Raw genomic sequence first — 15,535 nt, forward strand, 5'->3', positions numbered from 1 at the left:
GGCGGGCCAAGGTGAATCCATGCTGATCAAGATGATTCCGGAAATCGGACACTACGCGCTGATCGTGGCGCTGCTGATGGCCTGCGTGCAGGCGGTGCTGCCGCTGGCCGGGGCTGCCACTCGGCGCCCGCTGTGGATGGCCTACGCGCGGCCGATGGCGGCGGGCCAGCTGGCCTTTCTGTTGATCGCCTACGGCTGTCTGACGGCGAGCTACATGCTCGACGACTTCAGCGTGGTCAACGTCGCCAACAACGCCAACTCGCTATTGCCCTGGTACTACAAGTTCAGCGCGGTGTGGGGCAACCACGAAGGCTCGGTGCTGCTGTGGAGCCTGATCCTCGGAGTCTGGACCTTCGCCGTGGGCTGCTTCTCCCGGGGGCTGCCACCGGACATGGTGGCGCGCGTGCTCGGCGTGATGGGGCTGGTCAGCGTGGGCTTTCTGGCCTTTGTGCTGATCACTTCCAACCCCTTCGAGCGTTCGCTGCCGAATATCCCCGCCGACGGCGCCGACCTCAATCCGCTGCTGCAGGACGTCGGTCTGATCATCCATCCGCCGATGCTGTACATGGGTTACGTGGGCTTCAGCGTGGTCTTCGCCTTTGCCATCGCTGCGCTGCTGGGCGGACGCCTGGATAGCGCCTGGACCCGTTGGGTGCGCCCCTGGACCAATATCGCCTGGGCCTTTCTCACCGTCGGCATCGCGCTCGGTAGCTGGTGGGCCTACTACGAACTGGGCTGGGGCGGCTGGTGGTTCTGGGACCCGGTGGAGAACGCCTCGCTGCTGCCCTGGCTCGCCGGCACCGCGCTGATCCACTCCCTGGCGGTGACCGAAAAGCGCGGCACCTTCAAGAGCTGGACGGTGCTGCTGGCGATCACCACCTTCTCGCTGTCGCTGATGGGCACCTTCCTGGTGCGCTCAGGGGTGCTGACCTCGGTGCACGCCTTCGCCAATGATCCTTCGCGGGGCCTGTTCATTCTGGTGCTGCTGGGCATCACCGTGGGCCTGTCACTGTTGATCTTCGCCCTGCGCGCGCCACGGGTCAGCCAGCCCGGAGGCTTCAACTGGGTATCCCGCGATGCCCTGTTGCTGGTCAACAACATCCTGCTGGTGGTGATGACGGTGACGGTGCTGCTCGGGACCGTCTATCCGCTGCTGCTCGACGCGCTGAACCTGGGCAAGATCAGCGTGGGGCCTCCCTACTTCAACGCCCTGTTCGTGCCCCTGACCGTATTGCTTTGCGTGTTCATGGGGCTTGGCCCCAGCGCCCGCTGGAAGCGCATGGCCGGGCGCGAGCTGCTGACCCGCCTGTGGTTCGCCGGTCTCGGCGCTCTGGTCATCGGCGTGGCGGCGCCGCTGGTCTACACCGGGCAGTGGAACCTGAAGGCGTCGCTGGGCCTGGTCGCGGCGCTGTGGCTGGTGCTGTCGCTGGTGCGTGACCTGTGGGGCAAGACCTCCCGAGCCGGCTCGCGCCTTGGCGCCCTCAAGCGCCTGACGCCTGCCTACTGGGGCATGGTGCTCGGCCATCTGGGGCTTGCCGTGACCATCATCGGGGTCGCCCTGGTGTCCAACTATTCGGTGGAGCGCAACGTGCGCATGAATGTCGGTGACCGCGTCGAGGTCAACGGAATCGGCTTTCACATGACGGCGCTGGACGAGCGTCGTGGGCCGAACTATGTCTCCGACGCGGCCACCATCGAGGTGACCCGAGAGGGCGCCAGCGCAAGCTTCGAGATGCACCCGGAGAAGCGCCTGTACATCGCGCGCGGCATGCCGATGACCCAGGTGGCGCTGCGGCCTGGCCTGTTCCACGACCTCTACGTGGCCATGGGCGAGGAGCTCGACGACGGCAGCTGGGCGCTCAGGGTGCAGATCAAGCCCTTCGTGCGCTGGCTGTGGCTGGGCGCACTGCTGATGGCCGCCGGTGGCATCATCGCCGTCGCCGACAGGCGCTACCGTCGCCGCTTGAGCGTACGTGAGCCCGAACCTGTCGTGACGGCCAGGGAGGCCAGTGCATCATGAAAGATCGTCAGCCGCTGGCCTTCGCTCCTGTCATTGTCGTCACGGCCAGGGAGACCCGTGCATGAAACGTCGACTTCTATTGCTGTTGCCGCTGGTGCTGTTTCTGGCGCTCGGGATCTTTCTCTATCAGGGGCTGTCGATCAACCCCTTTGAACGGGAATCCGCGTTGATGGCCAGGGAGTTCCCCGACTTCGAGCTGTCGACCCTCGAGGAACCCGAGCGCAAGGTGAGCCAGGACGCGCTGTCCGGCGAGCTTTCCCTGGTCAATGTCTGGGGCAGCTGGTGTCCGACCTGTCGTCAGGAGATGCCGCAGCTTCTGGATCTGGCCGAGCGCGGGGTACGCCTGGTCGGGGTCGACTACAAGGAAGAAGGTGCCAGCGACGGTGAGCGCAGGGCCAGGGGACGCGCCTTCCTGACCCAGTTCGGCAATCCCTTCGAGTTCAATATCTTCGATCCCGAGGGTACCCTCGGCTTCGATCTCGGCGTCTACGGCGCTCCCGAGACCTTCCTGGTAGACGCCGAGGGGATCATTCGCTACCACCACACCGGCTATATCACCGCCGACGATGTGGAGAAGATCATCTTGCCGGAGGTGGAAAAATGGCGTTGATCGATCTGTGCTGCTCGAGCGCTATCAGCGCCCGCACCCGCGCTATCAGCTCCAGCGCCCGCACCCGCGCTATCAGCTCTAGCGCCCGCACCCGCGCTAGCGGCGACGACCGCAGCGCCCGTGCACGTAACCTGCCTGGCTCGGGCCTTGGCTGGCTGGCGGGCATGGTGCTGGCGCTGTTGATGCTTGTCGCTGCGCTCGACGCTCGGGCGGAAGCCATCGAGGTACGCGGCTTCGACAACCCGGTGACCGAAAAGCGCTATCAGGAGCTGACCGCCACCCTGCGCTGCCCCAAGTGCGAGAACCAGGCGATCGGCGACTCCAACTCGCCGATCGCCGCCGACATGCGCGAGCGGGTCTACGCCCAGCTTCAGGACGGCCGCTCGGACAAGGAGATCATCGACTTCATGGTCCAGCGCTTCGGCGACTATGTCCTCTACAATCCGCGTCTCGAGGGGCGCACCCTGCTGCTGTGGGGGCTGCCCGGCGCGCTGGTCGTCATCGGCGCCCTGGTGCTGTGGCTGATCATCCGCTCACGGCGACGCACCCAGGTACGCAGGCTATCCGCCGAGGAGCAGGCGCGCCTGGACGACCTGATCGATAGAGAGGGATCCGCATGACCCTGTTATGGCTGGCCTTTGCCGTTCTGCTGCTGCTCGCGGCCTGGCTGCTGATCCTGCCCCTGCGCCGTGCGGCGAAGGTGGAACGCCTGCAACGTGCGCTGGAGGACAGCGATGACGCCGCCGCCCAGAACGTGGCGGTCTATCGTCGTCGGGTGGCGTCGCTGGAAGCGGCCAAGTCTCGGGGAGACATCGACGCGGCACGCTTCGACGAGGATCTCAGTGAACTCCAGCGCAGCCTGCTCGAAGACACCGAGCGGCTCAAGCGCTCACCGCTGAAGTCTGCCGCTGCGGGCAAGCTGGCGGTGCCGCTGGTGCTGGTGGCGGTGGTGGTGGTCAGCGTGGTGTGGTACCGCTGGGAGGGCGCCGAGGGCGACCTGGTGCTGTATCAGGCCATCGAAGAGGTACGCAACGACCCCGAGGCGAGCCTCGCGCTGATGATCCAGCGCCTCGAGCAGCAGGCCGAGAGCCAACCCGACAACCCTCGCGTGTGGCAGACGCTGTATCCGCTTTACCGCGACAGCGGCGCCTACGCCGAGGCCAGCGATGCCATCGAGCGTGTGCTTGCGCTGGAGGGGCGTTCACCCTGGTGGATCGGCGAGTTGGCCAAGATGCAGTACTTCATCAACGAAGGGCGGCTCGACGATCGCATTCTGGCGCTGTCCCGAGAGGCCAGTCGCGAGGCGCCGAATCTGCCCTCGGCCATGTGGTTTCTGGGGGTCGAGGCCTTCCAGCAGGACGACTACCAGGGCGCCCTGGGCTTCTGGCGGCGCGGTCTGTCGACGGCAGACGACTCGCCGTTGTCCGAGGCCATGCGCCAGGGCGTCGCCCAGGCCGAGCAACGCCTGGCCCCTGCGGCGAGCGAGCGCAATGTGCTGGTCAGCCTGTCGCTGGCCGACGAACTGGTCGGGCGTCTGGCGCCGGAGACCACGGTGTTCGTGGTGGCACGGGACAGCGAAGGCAAGCTGCCGCCGCTGGCCATCGAGCGCCTGACCCTGGCCGACCTGCCGGCCAGCCTGACCCTTGACGCCAGCGATGCCATGTCGCCCATGGCAAGCCTCGCGCAGGTCGATGAGGTGCGTCTGCTGGCGCGGGTATCGTCCAGCGGCCAGGCCCAGCCCCAGGCCGGCGATCTCATGGGTGAACGACAAGGGGTTGCAGTAGGCGGCCCGGACATGGATCCTGTCGCGCTTATCATCGATCGAGTGATTGAATAGTCCATGCGTCTGACGTCGATCCGGCTGGCCGGGTTCAAGTCCTTCGTCGATCCGGTCACGGTGCCCTTTGACGGCAACATGACCGCCATCGTCGGTCCCAACGGCTGCGGCAAGTCGAACATCATCGACGCCGTACGCTGGGTCATGGGCGAATCCTCGGCCAAGACCCTGCGTGGCGAGTCGATGACCGACGTCATCTTCAACGGCTCCACCGGGCGCAAGCCGGTGGGCATGGCCTCCATCGAGCTGACCTTCGACAACCGCGACGGCACCATGGGCGGGGTCTACGCCCAGTACGCCGAGATCTCGGTCAAGCGTCAGGTCACCCGGGACGCCCAGTCCAGCTACTTCTTCAACGGCCAGAAGTGTCGCCGACGCGACATCGCCGACCTGTTCCTGGGCACCGGCCTGGGGCCGCGCTCCTACGCCATCATCGGCCAGGGCATGATCTCGCGGCTGATCGAGGCGCGTCCCGAAGAGCTGCGCGCCACCCTGGAAGAGGCCGCCGGTATCTCCAAGTACAAGGAGCGCCGTCGCGAGACCGAAAATCGCATGCGTCGCACCCAGGAGAACCTGGACCGGCTCGACGATATCCGTGAGGAGCTGGACAAGCAGCTCGAGCGGCTCAAGCGTCAGGCCGAGGCGGCCAGACGCTACCAGTCGTTGAAAGAAGAAGAGCACCGGGTCAAGGGGGAGCTTGCGTTGTTGCGCGGACGCGCCTTGCGTGCCGCCCAGACCGAGCAGGACACCCGGGTGCGCGAGCTAGAGACCGCGGTGGAGCGCGAGGTGCTCGGCATGCGCCAGTGCGAGACCCGGCTGGAAGAGGCCCGCGCCGAGCACGATGGCCTGGCCTCTGAGCTCGACCAGCGCCAGGCACGCTTTTACGAGACCACCACTGCCATCGCCCGCCTCGAGCAGGAGCTCGAACACACCCGCTCCCGCGATCAGCAGCTGGCGCGGGATCTCGAGAGTGCCCGCCGCGAGCTCGAGGAGCTCGATCGTCTCGGCGAGGACGACAGTCAGCGCCTGCTGGCCCTCGAGGATCGCCTGGAGACCCTGGGCCCCGAGCAGGAAGAACTGGCAGAGCAACTGGCCGAGCTGGAAGCGGCGCTGGAGGAGGCCGAGCCCGCGGTGGAGGAGGCCGACGCCGAATGGGAGGCCTTCAACGAACGCTGGCGCAGCGACAGCCACGAGGCCGAACGCACCCAGGACCGCCTGCGTGAGCTGGAAGCTCGGCTCGAGCGCATCGCCGCCGACCGTGCCAAGCGCCGTCAGCAGCTCGATGAATTGCCGGACCTGGCCGGCCTCAGCGCCCAGCGCGAAGAAGTGAAGAGTCAGCTGGCCGAGCACGAGGCCCGCGCCGAGGAGCTCGAGGAGCGTCGTGAACGGCTGATCGAGCAGCGAGATGCCAACCGTCGCGAGGTTGTCGAACATGACCGCGCGCGCGAGCAGGCGCTCTCCCGTCACAGCGCCCTGGGTGGCGAGATCGCCTCGCTGGAGGCGCTGATCGAGGCGGCCCTGGCCGACCACGACGAAAGCCTGGACCGGCACCTGGCCGAGCATGGCCTTGCCGAGGCGCCACGCCTGGGCGAATGCCTGAATGTCGAGCCCGGCTGGGAGGAGACGGTGTCCTGGGTGCTGGGTCCCTGGCTCAGGGCCCGCATGGCGTCGTCGAGTCACTGTCGTGAGGTGATGGCCTCGCCGCTTGCCGCCGAACTGGCACTGCTCGATTCAGAGGCCAGCGTCGACGCTGCCGGCGACAGCCTGGCGGCGAGGGTCAAGGGCGCCGGTGCGGCCGCGCAGTGGCTCGCCGGCATTCGCTGTGCGGCCTCCCGTGACGAGGCCTGGCAGGCACAGGATCGGCTCGAGGCGGGGGCCAGCCTGGTGACCGCCGACGGCCTGTGGCTAGGCCCTGGTTGGGCGCGCCAGCGGGGCGAGGGAGATGGGCCGGATGCGTTGCTGGTGAGCCGTGCCCGGCTGGACGAGGCAAGTGCCGCCCTGGCAGAGCAGGAACAGCGGCTGGTGTCCGTCGAGCAGGCCCGCGAAGGTGCCCAGGCGCTGGTCGATCAGGCCGAGCAGGGGCTCGAGCAACTGCGGCTGTCGGAGCGTGAGCTGGATCAGGCGCGTCAGCAACTGGCGGTCCAGGACAATGGTCTGGCCAGCCGGCTTGAGCATCTGTCCAGTCGCGGCGCCGAGATCCACGAGGAGCTCGAGGGCCTGGCCGAAGCCGACGAGGAAGCGCGGCTGGCCATCGAGGAAATGCGCGAGCAGTGGCAGAGCGCCATGGCTCGGCTGGAAGAGGGCGCTGAGGTACGCGAGCGTCTCGAGCGCGAGCGCACCCAGGCGCGCGAACGGCTGGCCTCGCTGCGTACCCGCCAGCGTCCGCTGAGCGAGCGCTCCCAGCAGCTCACCCTGGAGCACCAGCGGTTGACCACCGAGCGTGCTGGCCTGGCCGAGCAGCAGGGGCGCGCGGGGGATACCCGCTCACGCCTGGAGGAGCGGGTGGCCGAACTCGAGGAAGCGCGTGAGGGGCTGCATGAGCCGGATGAGGAACGCCGCGAGCGTCTCGATGAGCTGTTGCACCGGCGCGAGCAGGAGGAGCGCCAGCTCAATGAGTCGCGGGCACGGGCGGCGGCGCTGGTCGAGCGCCTGCGCGACGACGAGCAGGCGCGGCAGAGCCACGAGCGAAATCTCGATGGCGTGCGCGAGCGTCTGCAGGAGGCGCGTATGCAGGTTCAGGCATTGGCGTTGAAGGCCGAGACCCAGGATGAGCAGCTCAGGGAACTTGGCCACGATGCCGAGGCTCTGACACAAGGGCTGGACCCCAATGCCACCGAGTCCGCCTGGCAGACCCGGCTGGAGGAGCTGGGCGAGAAGATTCGCCGGCTGGGGGCGATCAACCTGGCCGCCATCGAGGAGTACGAGCAGCAGGCCGAGCGGCGTGACTATCTCGAAGCGCAGCAGGCCGAGCTGAACGAGGCCCTCGAAACCCTGGACAAGGCGATCCGACGTATTGATCAGGAGACGCGGATGCGATTCCGCGATACCTTTGAGCGGGTCAATGCCGGCCTGCAGTCGCTTTTCCCGCGAGTCTTCGGTGGTGGAACCGCATGGTTGACCCTGACAGGCGATGATTTGCTGGAAACCGGGGTGGCCATCATGGCGCGACCTCCGGGCAAGAAGAACAGCACGATTCATTTGCTGTCCGGGGGAGAAAAAGCACTGACGGCGTTGTCCATGGTATTCGCCATCTTTCAGTTGAACCCGGCGCCGTTCTGTATGCTCGACGAGGTGGATGCGCCCCTGGACGATGCCAATGTCGGGCGCTATGCCAAGCTGGTGAAGGAAATGTCCGAGAGCGTTCAGTTCATCTATATCACCCATAACAAGATCGCCATGGAGGCCGGTGAACGACTGATGGGTGTGACGATGCAGGAACCTGGCGTCTCGCGACTGGTCTCGGTGGGCGTGGACGAGGCGGCCGCGCTGGCAGAAGCATGATGCACTTGAAAGGTGGTTATAATAGGGTTACCAAGTAAGACCATGATACTGCATGGCAAGGTAAGCAAAGGGAGTTGGAAGGGCGAATGCGAAGGGCACTGTCGAGAAGACCGGAGAAAATCCGGCGCTTGACAAATAAAAAAAGTGGCCCTTTTTTTCGCAATCACGCTATGCTGTTGACGGACAACCATCAGGCATGGCGCCTTAGCAAAGGCATGACGACCCATGGAACTAAGAGAGTGGCTGATCATTCTGGGGCTGGCACTGGTGACCCTCATCGTTATCGATGGGGCGCGTCGCCTCCAGCGCCAACGTCGCACTCCCCGCCTTGATGAGGTGCAGGGAGACGTCCTCGATAGTGGCTACGGTAGCTACGAAAGCGGCTATGGCAGTGGTCATGGCAGTCGCCATGATCAGGAACCCTCCATGGCGGCGAGCCCCGGACCCAGCGCGCCAGAGCGTCGGGAGGTGGCCTCGGTAGAGGACGACCCCGAGGAGCGTGCGCGCCAGGAAGAAATCAACTGGGAGCTGCCCAATGGAGGGGCCAGGGTCGTCAGGCCTGCGGACTTCTCCAATGTTCAGCCCAAGCCCAAGCTGCAGCGCCAGGAGCACCCCGGGCCATCCCGGGTGTTGTCCGAATTCCGCTCCAGTCAGGCCAGTCGCGCTCAGGAGGCTGGGGACAGCCAGCGCGCCGATGGATCGTCGACCAATGACCGGCCGGCGGACACCGTTGCCCCGCGAGCCAGTCAGCCGGCACCTGCAGCCCGGGCCGAGCAGCCCACCCAGGCAGAGGGTGTAGAAGAGGGTGCAGAACAAGCGCCCGCCGAGGCAGAACCGACTCCAGCACAGGCAGAGCCGTCGGTGCGGGTCGATCAAGCGCCCGCGCAGGCCCCGAACGCTGAAAACGCTGAAGAAGTGGCCGAGCAGTCCTCCCTGTCAGACGAGCCCATGGCGGCCGACAGCCGCGAGGAGCCAAGGGCCACCAGCGAGACGACGATGGACGCTCCGGTGGACGCTGACGCCTCCACCGGCAAGACTGCCCAGGACGAACACGCGGTGCGTGACGATGTCGCCGACGCGGGTGATGGGCGCCGCGAGCCCAGCTTGAGCGCGCGTCGTGACGATGACGTCGCCAGCGAGCCCGGCGACGCTGCCATGCCGTCTCTGGCGGCGGACCCACAGGACCACGAGGAATTCGACGAGGATCAGTATCGTCTGGTGGACTTCGAGGGGATGGGAGATTCGTTGAAGGATCGCTCTCGTCGCATGGGGTCCTCCGTGCATCGTTTTGGCGCTTCGCTGCAGAAGTCGCTGGGAGAACGCCGGGAACAGAAGCGTATCGAACGCGAGAAGCGTGAGAAGGAAAGAGCCGAGAAGGCACGACTCAAGGCCGAGCAGAAGGCCGAACAAGCCAAGCTCAAGGCCGAGGAAGAAGCTCGCCGGCAGGCCGAACAGGCACAGCATCAGGCCGAACAGCAGCGTCAGCGGCAGCAGGAAGAAGGGCTGCGTCAGGAGCAGGCCGCCCATGAGGCCGAGCGCCGCCGTCAGGAAGCCTTGCTTGCCAGGCAGGCCGCTGCCGATCAGCGTGGCGCCTCGTCGATGGAAGACGAAGCCTCGTTCGACGATGCCACGTACGACGAAGCCGCATTTGATGAAACTAAGGACATCGATGTCGAAGACTCCAGGGTGCGCACCCATCCGGTGCTCGAGAAGGCCCTGCGCCACGACGTCAACGCCGAGCATGCCCGTGACAGCCTGAGCAATGCCGAGGAAATCATCGTCATCAGCGTGATGTCCCGTGACGAGGACGGCTTCCCTGGCACGACCCTGCTGGAGCTGATGATGGCCTGCGGTTTGCGCTACAGCCGAGACATGGGCATCTTCCATCGCTTCGAGACCGAGGATGAGGGCAGCGCCCTGCAGTTCTCCATGGTCAACGTGCTCAAGCCCGGGACCTTCCCGATCGAAGCCATGGACGACTTCACCACACCTGGCATCACCCTGCTGATGCCGCTGCCCAGCGCCAAGGACAGCTCGGCGGCCTTCGAGGCCATGGTCGAGACCGCGATGGTGATCGTGCGCCATATGGGGGGGGAGCTGAAGGACGAGAATCACAGCGTGATGACCGCCCAGACCGTGGAGTTTGCCCGCCAGCGGGTGCAGGAGTTCGAGCGCCGCCACCGCCTGCATCGTTATCAGGTGAACTGACCGCGCAGGCGCTGCCTGGTACGCGACGGCCCCGTGGAGACACGGGGCCGTCTGCGTTTTCCTTCTGTGTCTTGATGGGGTGGACCGGGCTTGCCTGTCGGGGGCGGTGATGTCTGGCGGTTTTCTCCCGGCGGGCATGGGGTAGAATGGCCGATCATCAGCACTTCGCACTTCGCCAGGACAAGGGTTTACATGACCACCGATGCTTCGACCCGTGACGAGGTCGCGCGGCTTCGCACCGAACTCGATGACGCCAACTACCGCTATCACGTGCTCGACGACCCGCGCCTGCCTGACGCCGAGTACGACCGGCTGCTGCGTCGGCTGACGGAGCTCGAACAGGCCCATCCCGAGCTTGCGAGCCCCGACTCGCCGACCCAGCGGGTCGGTGCCAAGCCCGCCGACGGCTTCCCCGAGGTGACCCACGCGCTGCCCATGCTGTCGCTGGACAACGCCTTCGATGACGATGAGATACGAGCCTTCGTCAAGCGGGTGGCCGAGCGTATGGAGCTGGACGCCGACGCACTGTCGTTCTCCTGTGAGCCCAAGTTCGACGGCGCCGCGGTCTCGCTGGTCTACCAAGACGGTGTGCTGGTCAGCGGTGCCACACGTGGCGACGGCCGTACCGGCGAGGGCATCCTGTCCAATCTGAAGACGCTGAAGTCCATTCCGCTGCGCCTTCGGGGCGAGACGCCGCCGACGCTGATGGAGGTGCGCGGCGAGGTCATCATGCGTCACCAGGAGTTCGAGGCGATGAACGAGCGTGCCCGTGAGCAGGGCAGCAAGGTCTTCGCCAATCCTCGTAATGCCGCCGCCGGCAGCCTGCGCCAGCTCGACCCCAGGGTGACCGCCACGCGGCCACTCGAATTCCGTGGCTACCAGGTAGCGCGCCTTGAGCCCGATGGAGGCGCGAGCACCCATAGCGAACTGATGCAGCGGGTGGCCGAGGTCGGCCTGCCGGTCAGTCGCGAGCTCGAAGTGGTCAAGGGGGCGGACGGTGTGATCGACTACTGCCGCCGCCTGGGGGAGCGTCGTGAGCGCCTGGACGTCGATATCGACGGGGTGGTGATCAAGGTCGACGAGCTACGCCTGCAGCGCGAGCTGGGCTTCGTTTCGCGGGCGCCGCGCTGGGCCATCGCCTTCAAGTTCCCGGCCCAGGAGCAGACCACGACCCTCACCGACGTGGAATTTCAGGTGGGGCGCACCGGGGCGATCACCCCGGTGGCACGGCTCGATCCGGTCAGCGTGGCCGGGGTGACGGTGTCCAACGCCACCCTGCACAACGCCGACGAGATCGCGAGGCTTGGCGTGCGCATCGGCGACCGGGTCGCCATTCGCCGCGCCGGCGACGTGATCCCCCAGGTGGTCCGGGTGGTCGAGGCGGCAGGCGAAGGCGAGGATATCGTCTTTCCCGAGCGCTGCCCGGTGTGCGAGTCCGAGATAGAGCGGATCGAGGGCGAGGTGGTGGCACGCTGCTCCGGCGGGCTGGTATGCGCCGCCCAGCGCAAGGAGGCGCTCAAGCACTTCGCCTCGCGCCGGGCGATGGACATCGACGGCCTCGGCGTCAAGCTGATCGATGCCCTGGTCGAGCGTGACTGGGTCAAGACCCCGGCGGACCTGTTCAGCCTGTCCGCCGAACGGCTGGCAGAACTGCCGCGCATGGCCGAGAAGTCGGCCAGCAATCTGGTCGAGGCGCTGGAAAGGGCCAAGGCCACCACCCTGGCACGCTTTATCTACGCCCTGGGTATCCGCGAGGTCGGCGAGGCCACCGCGGCCAACCTGGCGAGCCACTTCGGCAACCTCGATGCCCTCAAGCAGGCCGACCGTGAGACGCTGGAGGCGGTGGACGACGTGGGTCCGGTGGTGGCCGCCCATATCGCCACCTTCTTCCACCAGGCGCACAACCTCGAAACGCTGGAGGCGTTGATCGCCGCCGGGGCGCACTGGGACGAGGTCGACGTCGGCGAGCGCCCCACGCCATTGGAAGGCCAGACCTGGGTGCTCACCGGTACTCTGGAGACCATGACGAGGGACGAGGGCAAGGCCCGCCTGCAGGCGCTGGGCGCCAAGGTGGCCGGCAGCGTGTCGAAGAAGACCCATTGCCTGGTGGCCGGCCCCGGTGCCGGCAGCAAACTGGCCAAGGCCGAGCAGGCGGGGGTCGAGGTGATCGACGAGGCGACCTTCCTCGCGCGCCTGAACGAGTGGGAATCCGAGAGTTCGGAGGAGCAAGCATGAGCCGTTTCGTCGAAGTACCCTATCGCATGTTGCCCGGGGAGACACTGGACGCCCTGCTGGAAAGCTTCGTCACCCGTCAGGGCTACGACACCACCGACACCGGAGAGGGCATGAATGGTTGGGTCAAGGAGCTCAAGGGCCAGCTCGAGCGCTCGGAGCTGATCATCGCCCACGATCTGGAGACCGAGAGCACCGAGGTGCTGACCCTGGCCCAGTGGCGATCCTTTGGCAGAGACATCGCAGATGACGAGGAAGAAGGAGACATCTGATCTGCCGATGCCCCCGGCCGCCTGACGCTTGCTGCGGCGGGTGAAAAAGACGACGGCCCGCCTTCAAGGCGGGCCGTCGGCGTCTGGGCGTTGCTGCTCGCGTCCAGCCCTGGAGCAAGCTCTGGTGCTAGCCCTGGTGCAAGCCCCGGAGCTAGCTCTATAGCCAGGCCCTGGAGCCCGCCCTTTTGCTAGCCCTGGCGCTTGCCCTGGACGATATCGCGGATCAGCCGCCGCCCCGGGTGCAGGTGGTCGGCCAGGGGGGCTTCCAGCGGCAGCGGTTCATCGCAGATCCGCGAGGCCAGCAGTTCGGCGCACAGCGGCGCGCTGGCCAGCCCCCGTGAGCCGTGGGCGGCGCTGATCCACAGGCCGGGATGGTGGCTGCCAGCGACGTCCGGCACCCGGGTGGCGTCCTTGGCCAGCACCGCGTAGTCGCGAAGCCATGCCGGCTGATCGGGCAGCGGGCCAGCGTAGGGCGTCTTGTCGGGGCTTGCGCAGCGCACACCGCCACGGCCATCGAGGTTCTCTATCGCCAGAGGATGGCCGGCCTGGCGCAGCTGGTCGAGGTAGCCCGGCAGGGTTCTGTCGAGTTCCTCCAGGTTGGCCTGGTGGTCTTCGTCGAGGGTGTCGTTGTCGCTACGCCCCGGGGCAAAGGTCGCGCCGAAGGTCAGCACGCCATCCAGCGGCGGTGCCACGTAGCCACCGGCGCAGACCACTCGCTTCGGCGCCGGGGCCTCGAGCGCCAGGGGCGCGCGGCTGACCTGGCCGCGTACCGCCTGCAGCGGCAGGCCAGTGACCTGGCTGAAGTCAGCCGAGCGATAGGCGGCGGCGACGATGACCTGATCCACCTCGATGGCGACGCTGGAGTGGTCGCCCTTCGGGTCGTGGCTGCCGACAAGACGCCAGCCGCCGTCCTCCAGAGGCTCGATGCTGTCGATGCTGGCCTGGACGCAGGTCACCCCTGGCGTGCGGGCGAGCTGCTCGCACAGCTCGCGCGGCCTGGCCCAGCCTGCCAGCGGATAGTAAAGGCCGCCGTGGGGCAGCGAGAGCCCGGCGAGGCTGGAGGCCTCGTCGGCGTCGATGCCACGCACCACCGTGTGGGGAAGGCCGTGGTGATCGAGAAAGCGTCGCTGACGACGGGCCTCGCGCTCGTTGGCACCGAGTTGCAGCACGCCACAGGGCGACCACAGGCGCTGCTCGGGGTCGAGCCGGGCGAGCCAGCGCTGGCTGTAGAGCAGCCCGCCCAGATAGACCCGGCTCTGGTGGTTGGTGTCGGCGGCGAGTTTCACGTAGAGCGCGCCCTGGACATTGCCGGAGCCTCCGCTGCCGGGGCGTGCGGCGTCGATCAGGGTGACCTCGACTCCGCGTCGGGCCAGCGCCTCGGCGGCGCTGCAGCCGGCGATACCCGCGCCGACGATGGCCACTCGCCGACAGGGCCGCGCCTCAGGGGGACGAAACCAGGGGGTGTGACGTCTGCCGGTGTCGTCGGGAGGTGAGTCGATCTCGCCGGCGAGCATCTCGCGCTTGCGTCCATGGCCCGGTACCTTGCGCCAGGCGAAGCCGGCGGCCTTTAGCCCGCGCTTGACGATACCGGCGCAGGTGAAGGTGGCGAAGGTGGCGCCAGGACGGGAGTGCGCCGCCATCGCGGCGAACAGTGCAGGCTGCCACATCTCGGGATTCTTCGAGGGGGCGAAGCCGTCGAGGAACCAGGCGTCCACCAGGCCGTCGAGCAGCGCAAGGCGTTCGCTGCTGTCACCCAGGTGCAGATCGAGAATGACCCGGGGCGACAGCACCAGTCGATGCACCCCGGTGACCGCCGCCGGCCATTGACGAATCAACGCCGCCGCCTTGTCGGCCAGATCCGGCTGGCCTGCCAGGGCCCGAGTCAGATCCTCGGCGCTCATGGGATAGCGCTCGGTGGAGACGATGTGCAGCCGCGCCCCGGGGGGCGCCAGCGCCTCGAAGCTGTGCCAGGCGCACAGCACGTTGAGCCCGGTGCCGAAGCCCGTTTCACCGATCACGAAGGGGCGCTGCTCGTGCCAGGCGGCAAAGCGCTGGGGCAGCCGGTTGGCGGCGATAAACACGTGCTCGGTCTCGGCGCGACCGTCGTGGCGCGAGAAGTACACATCGTCGAAGGCACGGGAGTGAGGGCTGATTCCGCTGTCGTCCTCGCGCCAGTCCAGTTCGGCGGTAGTGGCGGCGGTCAGGGCGGGGAGGCCATCTGGAGATGATGTCACGTCGAAGATTTCCGGCTGGCGGGGCTGGTCAAGAATTGATCACTCTGTTGTCGAGGGCGTGGCAACAGGGTTACAGCAATGCGTCCGCGGCGTTTCAACAGACTTTTCCACAGACTCTGTGAACAAGCGGGCTGTGAACAAGCGGGCTGTGAACAAGTTGGCTGTAAACAAACCGGTGCAAACAGGCTGTTCGTGAACGGCAGCCAGGACATCGCCTGTCCACGAACAGGTGCCAGAAGCAGGGTGCCCGCGATCCCGCCAGGTGCTCGGGGCAGGCACTCGGCTCGCCTCAGGGCAGGACCTTCTTGAACGGCTTGACGGTGACCGACGCATAGACGCCGGCGATCATGTAGGGGTCGGCATCGGCCCAGGCCTGGGCGCTGGCCAGGTCGTCGAACTCGGCGACCACCAGGCTTCCGCTGAAGCCGGCGTCTCCGGGATTTTCGCTGTCCACCGCCGGGTGCGGTCCGGCCAGCACCAGGCGTCCCTCATCGCGCAGGGCCTCGAGTCGAGCCAGGTGGTCGGGCCGGGCGGCCAGTCGACGTTCCAGGCTGTTGTCCACATCTTCGCTGATGATCGCGTAGAGCATCGATAGTTCCTCGATAGGGCCCGGTTGACGTT

General features: G+C 66.8%; 10 protein-coding genes. 8 read left to right on the plus strand and 2 right to left on the minus strand.

Annotated elements, in window-relative coordinates:
- The first annotated feature begins 19 nt into the window (after positions 1–19).
- The 8 genes from C9F12_RS19485 (at position 20) to C9F12_RS19520 (ending at position 12,680) form a co-directional block, all read left to right on the plus strand.
- On the plus strand, positions 20–2,020 hold the full coding sequence (locus tag C9F12_RS19485) for a heme lyase CcmF/NrfE family subunit (RefSeq protein WP_108449933.1): 2,001 nt from the start codon (positions 20–22) through the stop codon (positions 2,018–2,020).
- 61 nt (positions 2,021–2,081) lie between these two features.
- Entirely contained in the window at positions 2,082–2,630 is a 549-nt protein-coding gene (locus C9F12_RS19490; protein ID WP_045991111.1) for a DsbE family thiol:disulfide interchange protein, read from the plus strand.
- Positions 2,621–3,250 carry a cytochrome c-type biogenesis protein gene (locus tag C9F12_RS19495; RefSeq protein ID WP_345840326.1) on the plus strand — a complete coding sequence of 210 codons (630 nt, stop codon included), beginning with the start codon at positions 2,621–2,623 and terminating at the stop codon, positions 3,248–3,250. The genes C9F12_RS19490 and C9F12_RS19495 overlap by 10 nt, the downstream gene beginning before the upstream one ends.
- The gene (gene ccmI / locus C9F12_RS19500; protein WP_045991110.1) at positions 3,247–4,467 is read left to right on the plus strand and encodes a c-type cytochrome biogenesis protein CcmI; all 1,221 of its coding nucleotides are present in this window, start codon (positions 3,247–3,249) and stop codon (positions 4,465–4,467) included. Before C9F12_RS19495 ends, ccmI begins: the two co-directional genes overlap by 4 nt.
- A gap of 3 nt (positions 4,468–4,470) precedes the next feature.
- Positions 4,471–7,968 carry a chromosome segregation protein SMC gene (gene smc / locus C9F12_RS19505; protein ID WP_108449934.1) on the plus strand — a complete coding sequence of 1,166 codons (3,498 nt, stop codon included), beginning with the start codon at positions 4,471–4,473 and terminating at the stop codon, positions 7,966–7,968.
- Positions 7,969–8,193: 225 nt separating this feature from the next.
- On the plus strand, positions 8,194–10,176 hold the full coding sequence (zipA, locus tag C9F12_RS19510) for a cell division protein ZipA (RefSeq protein ID WP_108449935.1): 1,983 nt from the start codon (positions 8,194–8,196) through the stop codon (positions 10,174–10,176).
- Positions 10,177–10,368: 192 nt separating this feature from the next.
- Entirely contained in the window at positions 10,369–12,411 is a 2,043-nt protein-coding gene (ligA, locus tag C9F12_RS19515) for an NAD-dependent DNA ligase LigA (protein WP_108449936.1), read from the plus strand.
- On the plus strand, positions 12,408–12,680 hold the full coding sequence (locus C9F12_RS19520) for a YheU family protein (RefSeq protein WP_108449937.1): 273 nt from the start codon (positions 12,408–12,410) through the stop codon (positions 12,678–12,680). The genes ligA and C9F12_RS19520 overlap by 4 nt, the downstream gene beginning before the upstream one ends.
- 188 nt (positions 12,681–12,868) lie before the next feature.
- Here the strand turns inward: C9F12_RS19520 and mnmC are convergent, their stop codons facing one another.
- Positions 12,869–14,914 carry a bifunctional tRNA (5-methylaminomethyl-2-thiouridine)(34)-methyltransferase MnmD/FAD-dependent 5-carboxymethylaminomethyl-2-thiouridine(34) oxidoreductase MnmC gene (gene mnmC / locus C9F12_RS19525; protein ID WP_108449938.1) on the minus strand — a complete coding sequence of 682 codons (2,046 nt, stop codon included), beginning with the start codon at positions 14,912–14,914 and terminating at the stop codon, positions 12,869–12,871.
- Between the two features lie 289 nt (positions 14,915–15,203).
- Positions 15,204–15,503, minus strand: coding sequence for a YciI family protein (locus C9F12_RS19530; RefSeq protein WP_045991104.1), 300 nt, complete (start codon positions 15,501–15,503; stop codon positions 15,204–15,206).
- Positions 15,504–15,535 lie beyond the last annotated feature (32 nt).

Origin of the sequence: Halomonas sp. BN3-1, assembly GCF_003056325.1 — a bacterium.
Classification (GTDB): domain Bacteria; phylum Pseudomonadota; class Gammaproteobacteria; order Pseudomonadales; family Halomonadaceae; genus Halomonas; species Halomonas litopenaei.

Bases quoted from the DNA above. Each gene is read 5' to 3' on its own strand.
- C9F12_RS19485 (WP_108449933.1), top strand. From the start codon at position 20: ATGCTGATCAAGATGATTCCGGAAATCGGACACTACGCGCTGATCGTG.
- C9F12_RS19490 (WP_045991111.1), top strand. From the start codon at position 2,082: ATGAAACGTCGACTTCTATTGCTGTTGCCGCTGGTGCTGTTTCTGGCG.
- C9F12_RS19495 (WP_345840326.1), top strand. From the start codon at position 2,621: ATGGCGTTGATCGATCTGTGCTGCTCGAGCGCTATCAGCGCCCGCACC.
- ccmI (WP_045991110.1), top strand. From the start codon at position 3,247: ATGACCCTGTTATGGCTGGCCTTTGCCGTTCTGCTGCTGCTCGCGGCC.
- smc (WP_108449934.1), top strand. From the start codon at position 4,471: ATGCGTCTGACGTCGATCCGGCTGGCCGGGTTCAAGTCCTTCGTCGAT.
- zipA (WP_108449935.1), top strand. From the start codon at position 8,194: ATGGAACTAAGAGAGTGGCTGATCATTCTGGGGCTGGCACTGGTGACC.
- ligA (WP_108449936.1), top strand. From the start codon at position 10,369: ATGACCACCGATGCTTCGACCCGTGACGAGGTCGCGCGGCTTCGCACC.
- C9F12_RS19520 (WP_108449937.1), top strand. From the start codon at position 12,408: ATGAGCCGTTTCGTCGAAGTACCCTATCGCATGTTGCCCGGGGAGACA.
- C9F12_RS19530 (WP_045991104.1), bottom strand. From the start codon at position 15,503: ATGCTCTACGCGATCATCAGCGAAGATGTGGACAACAGCCTGGAACGT.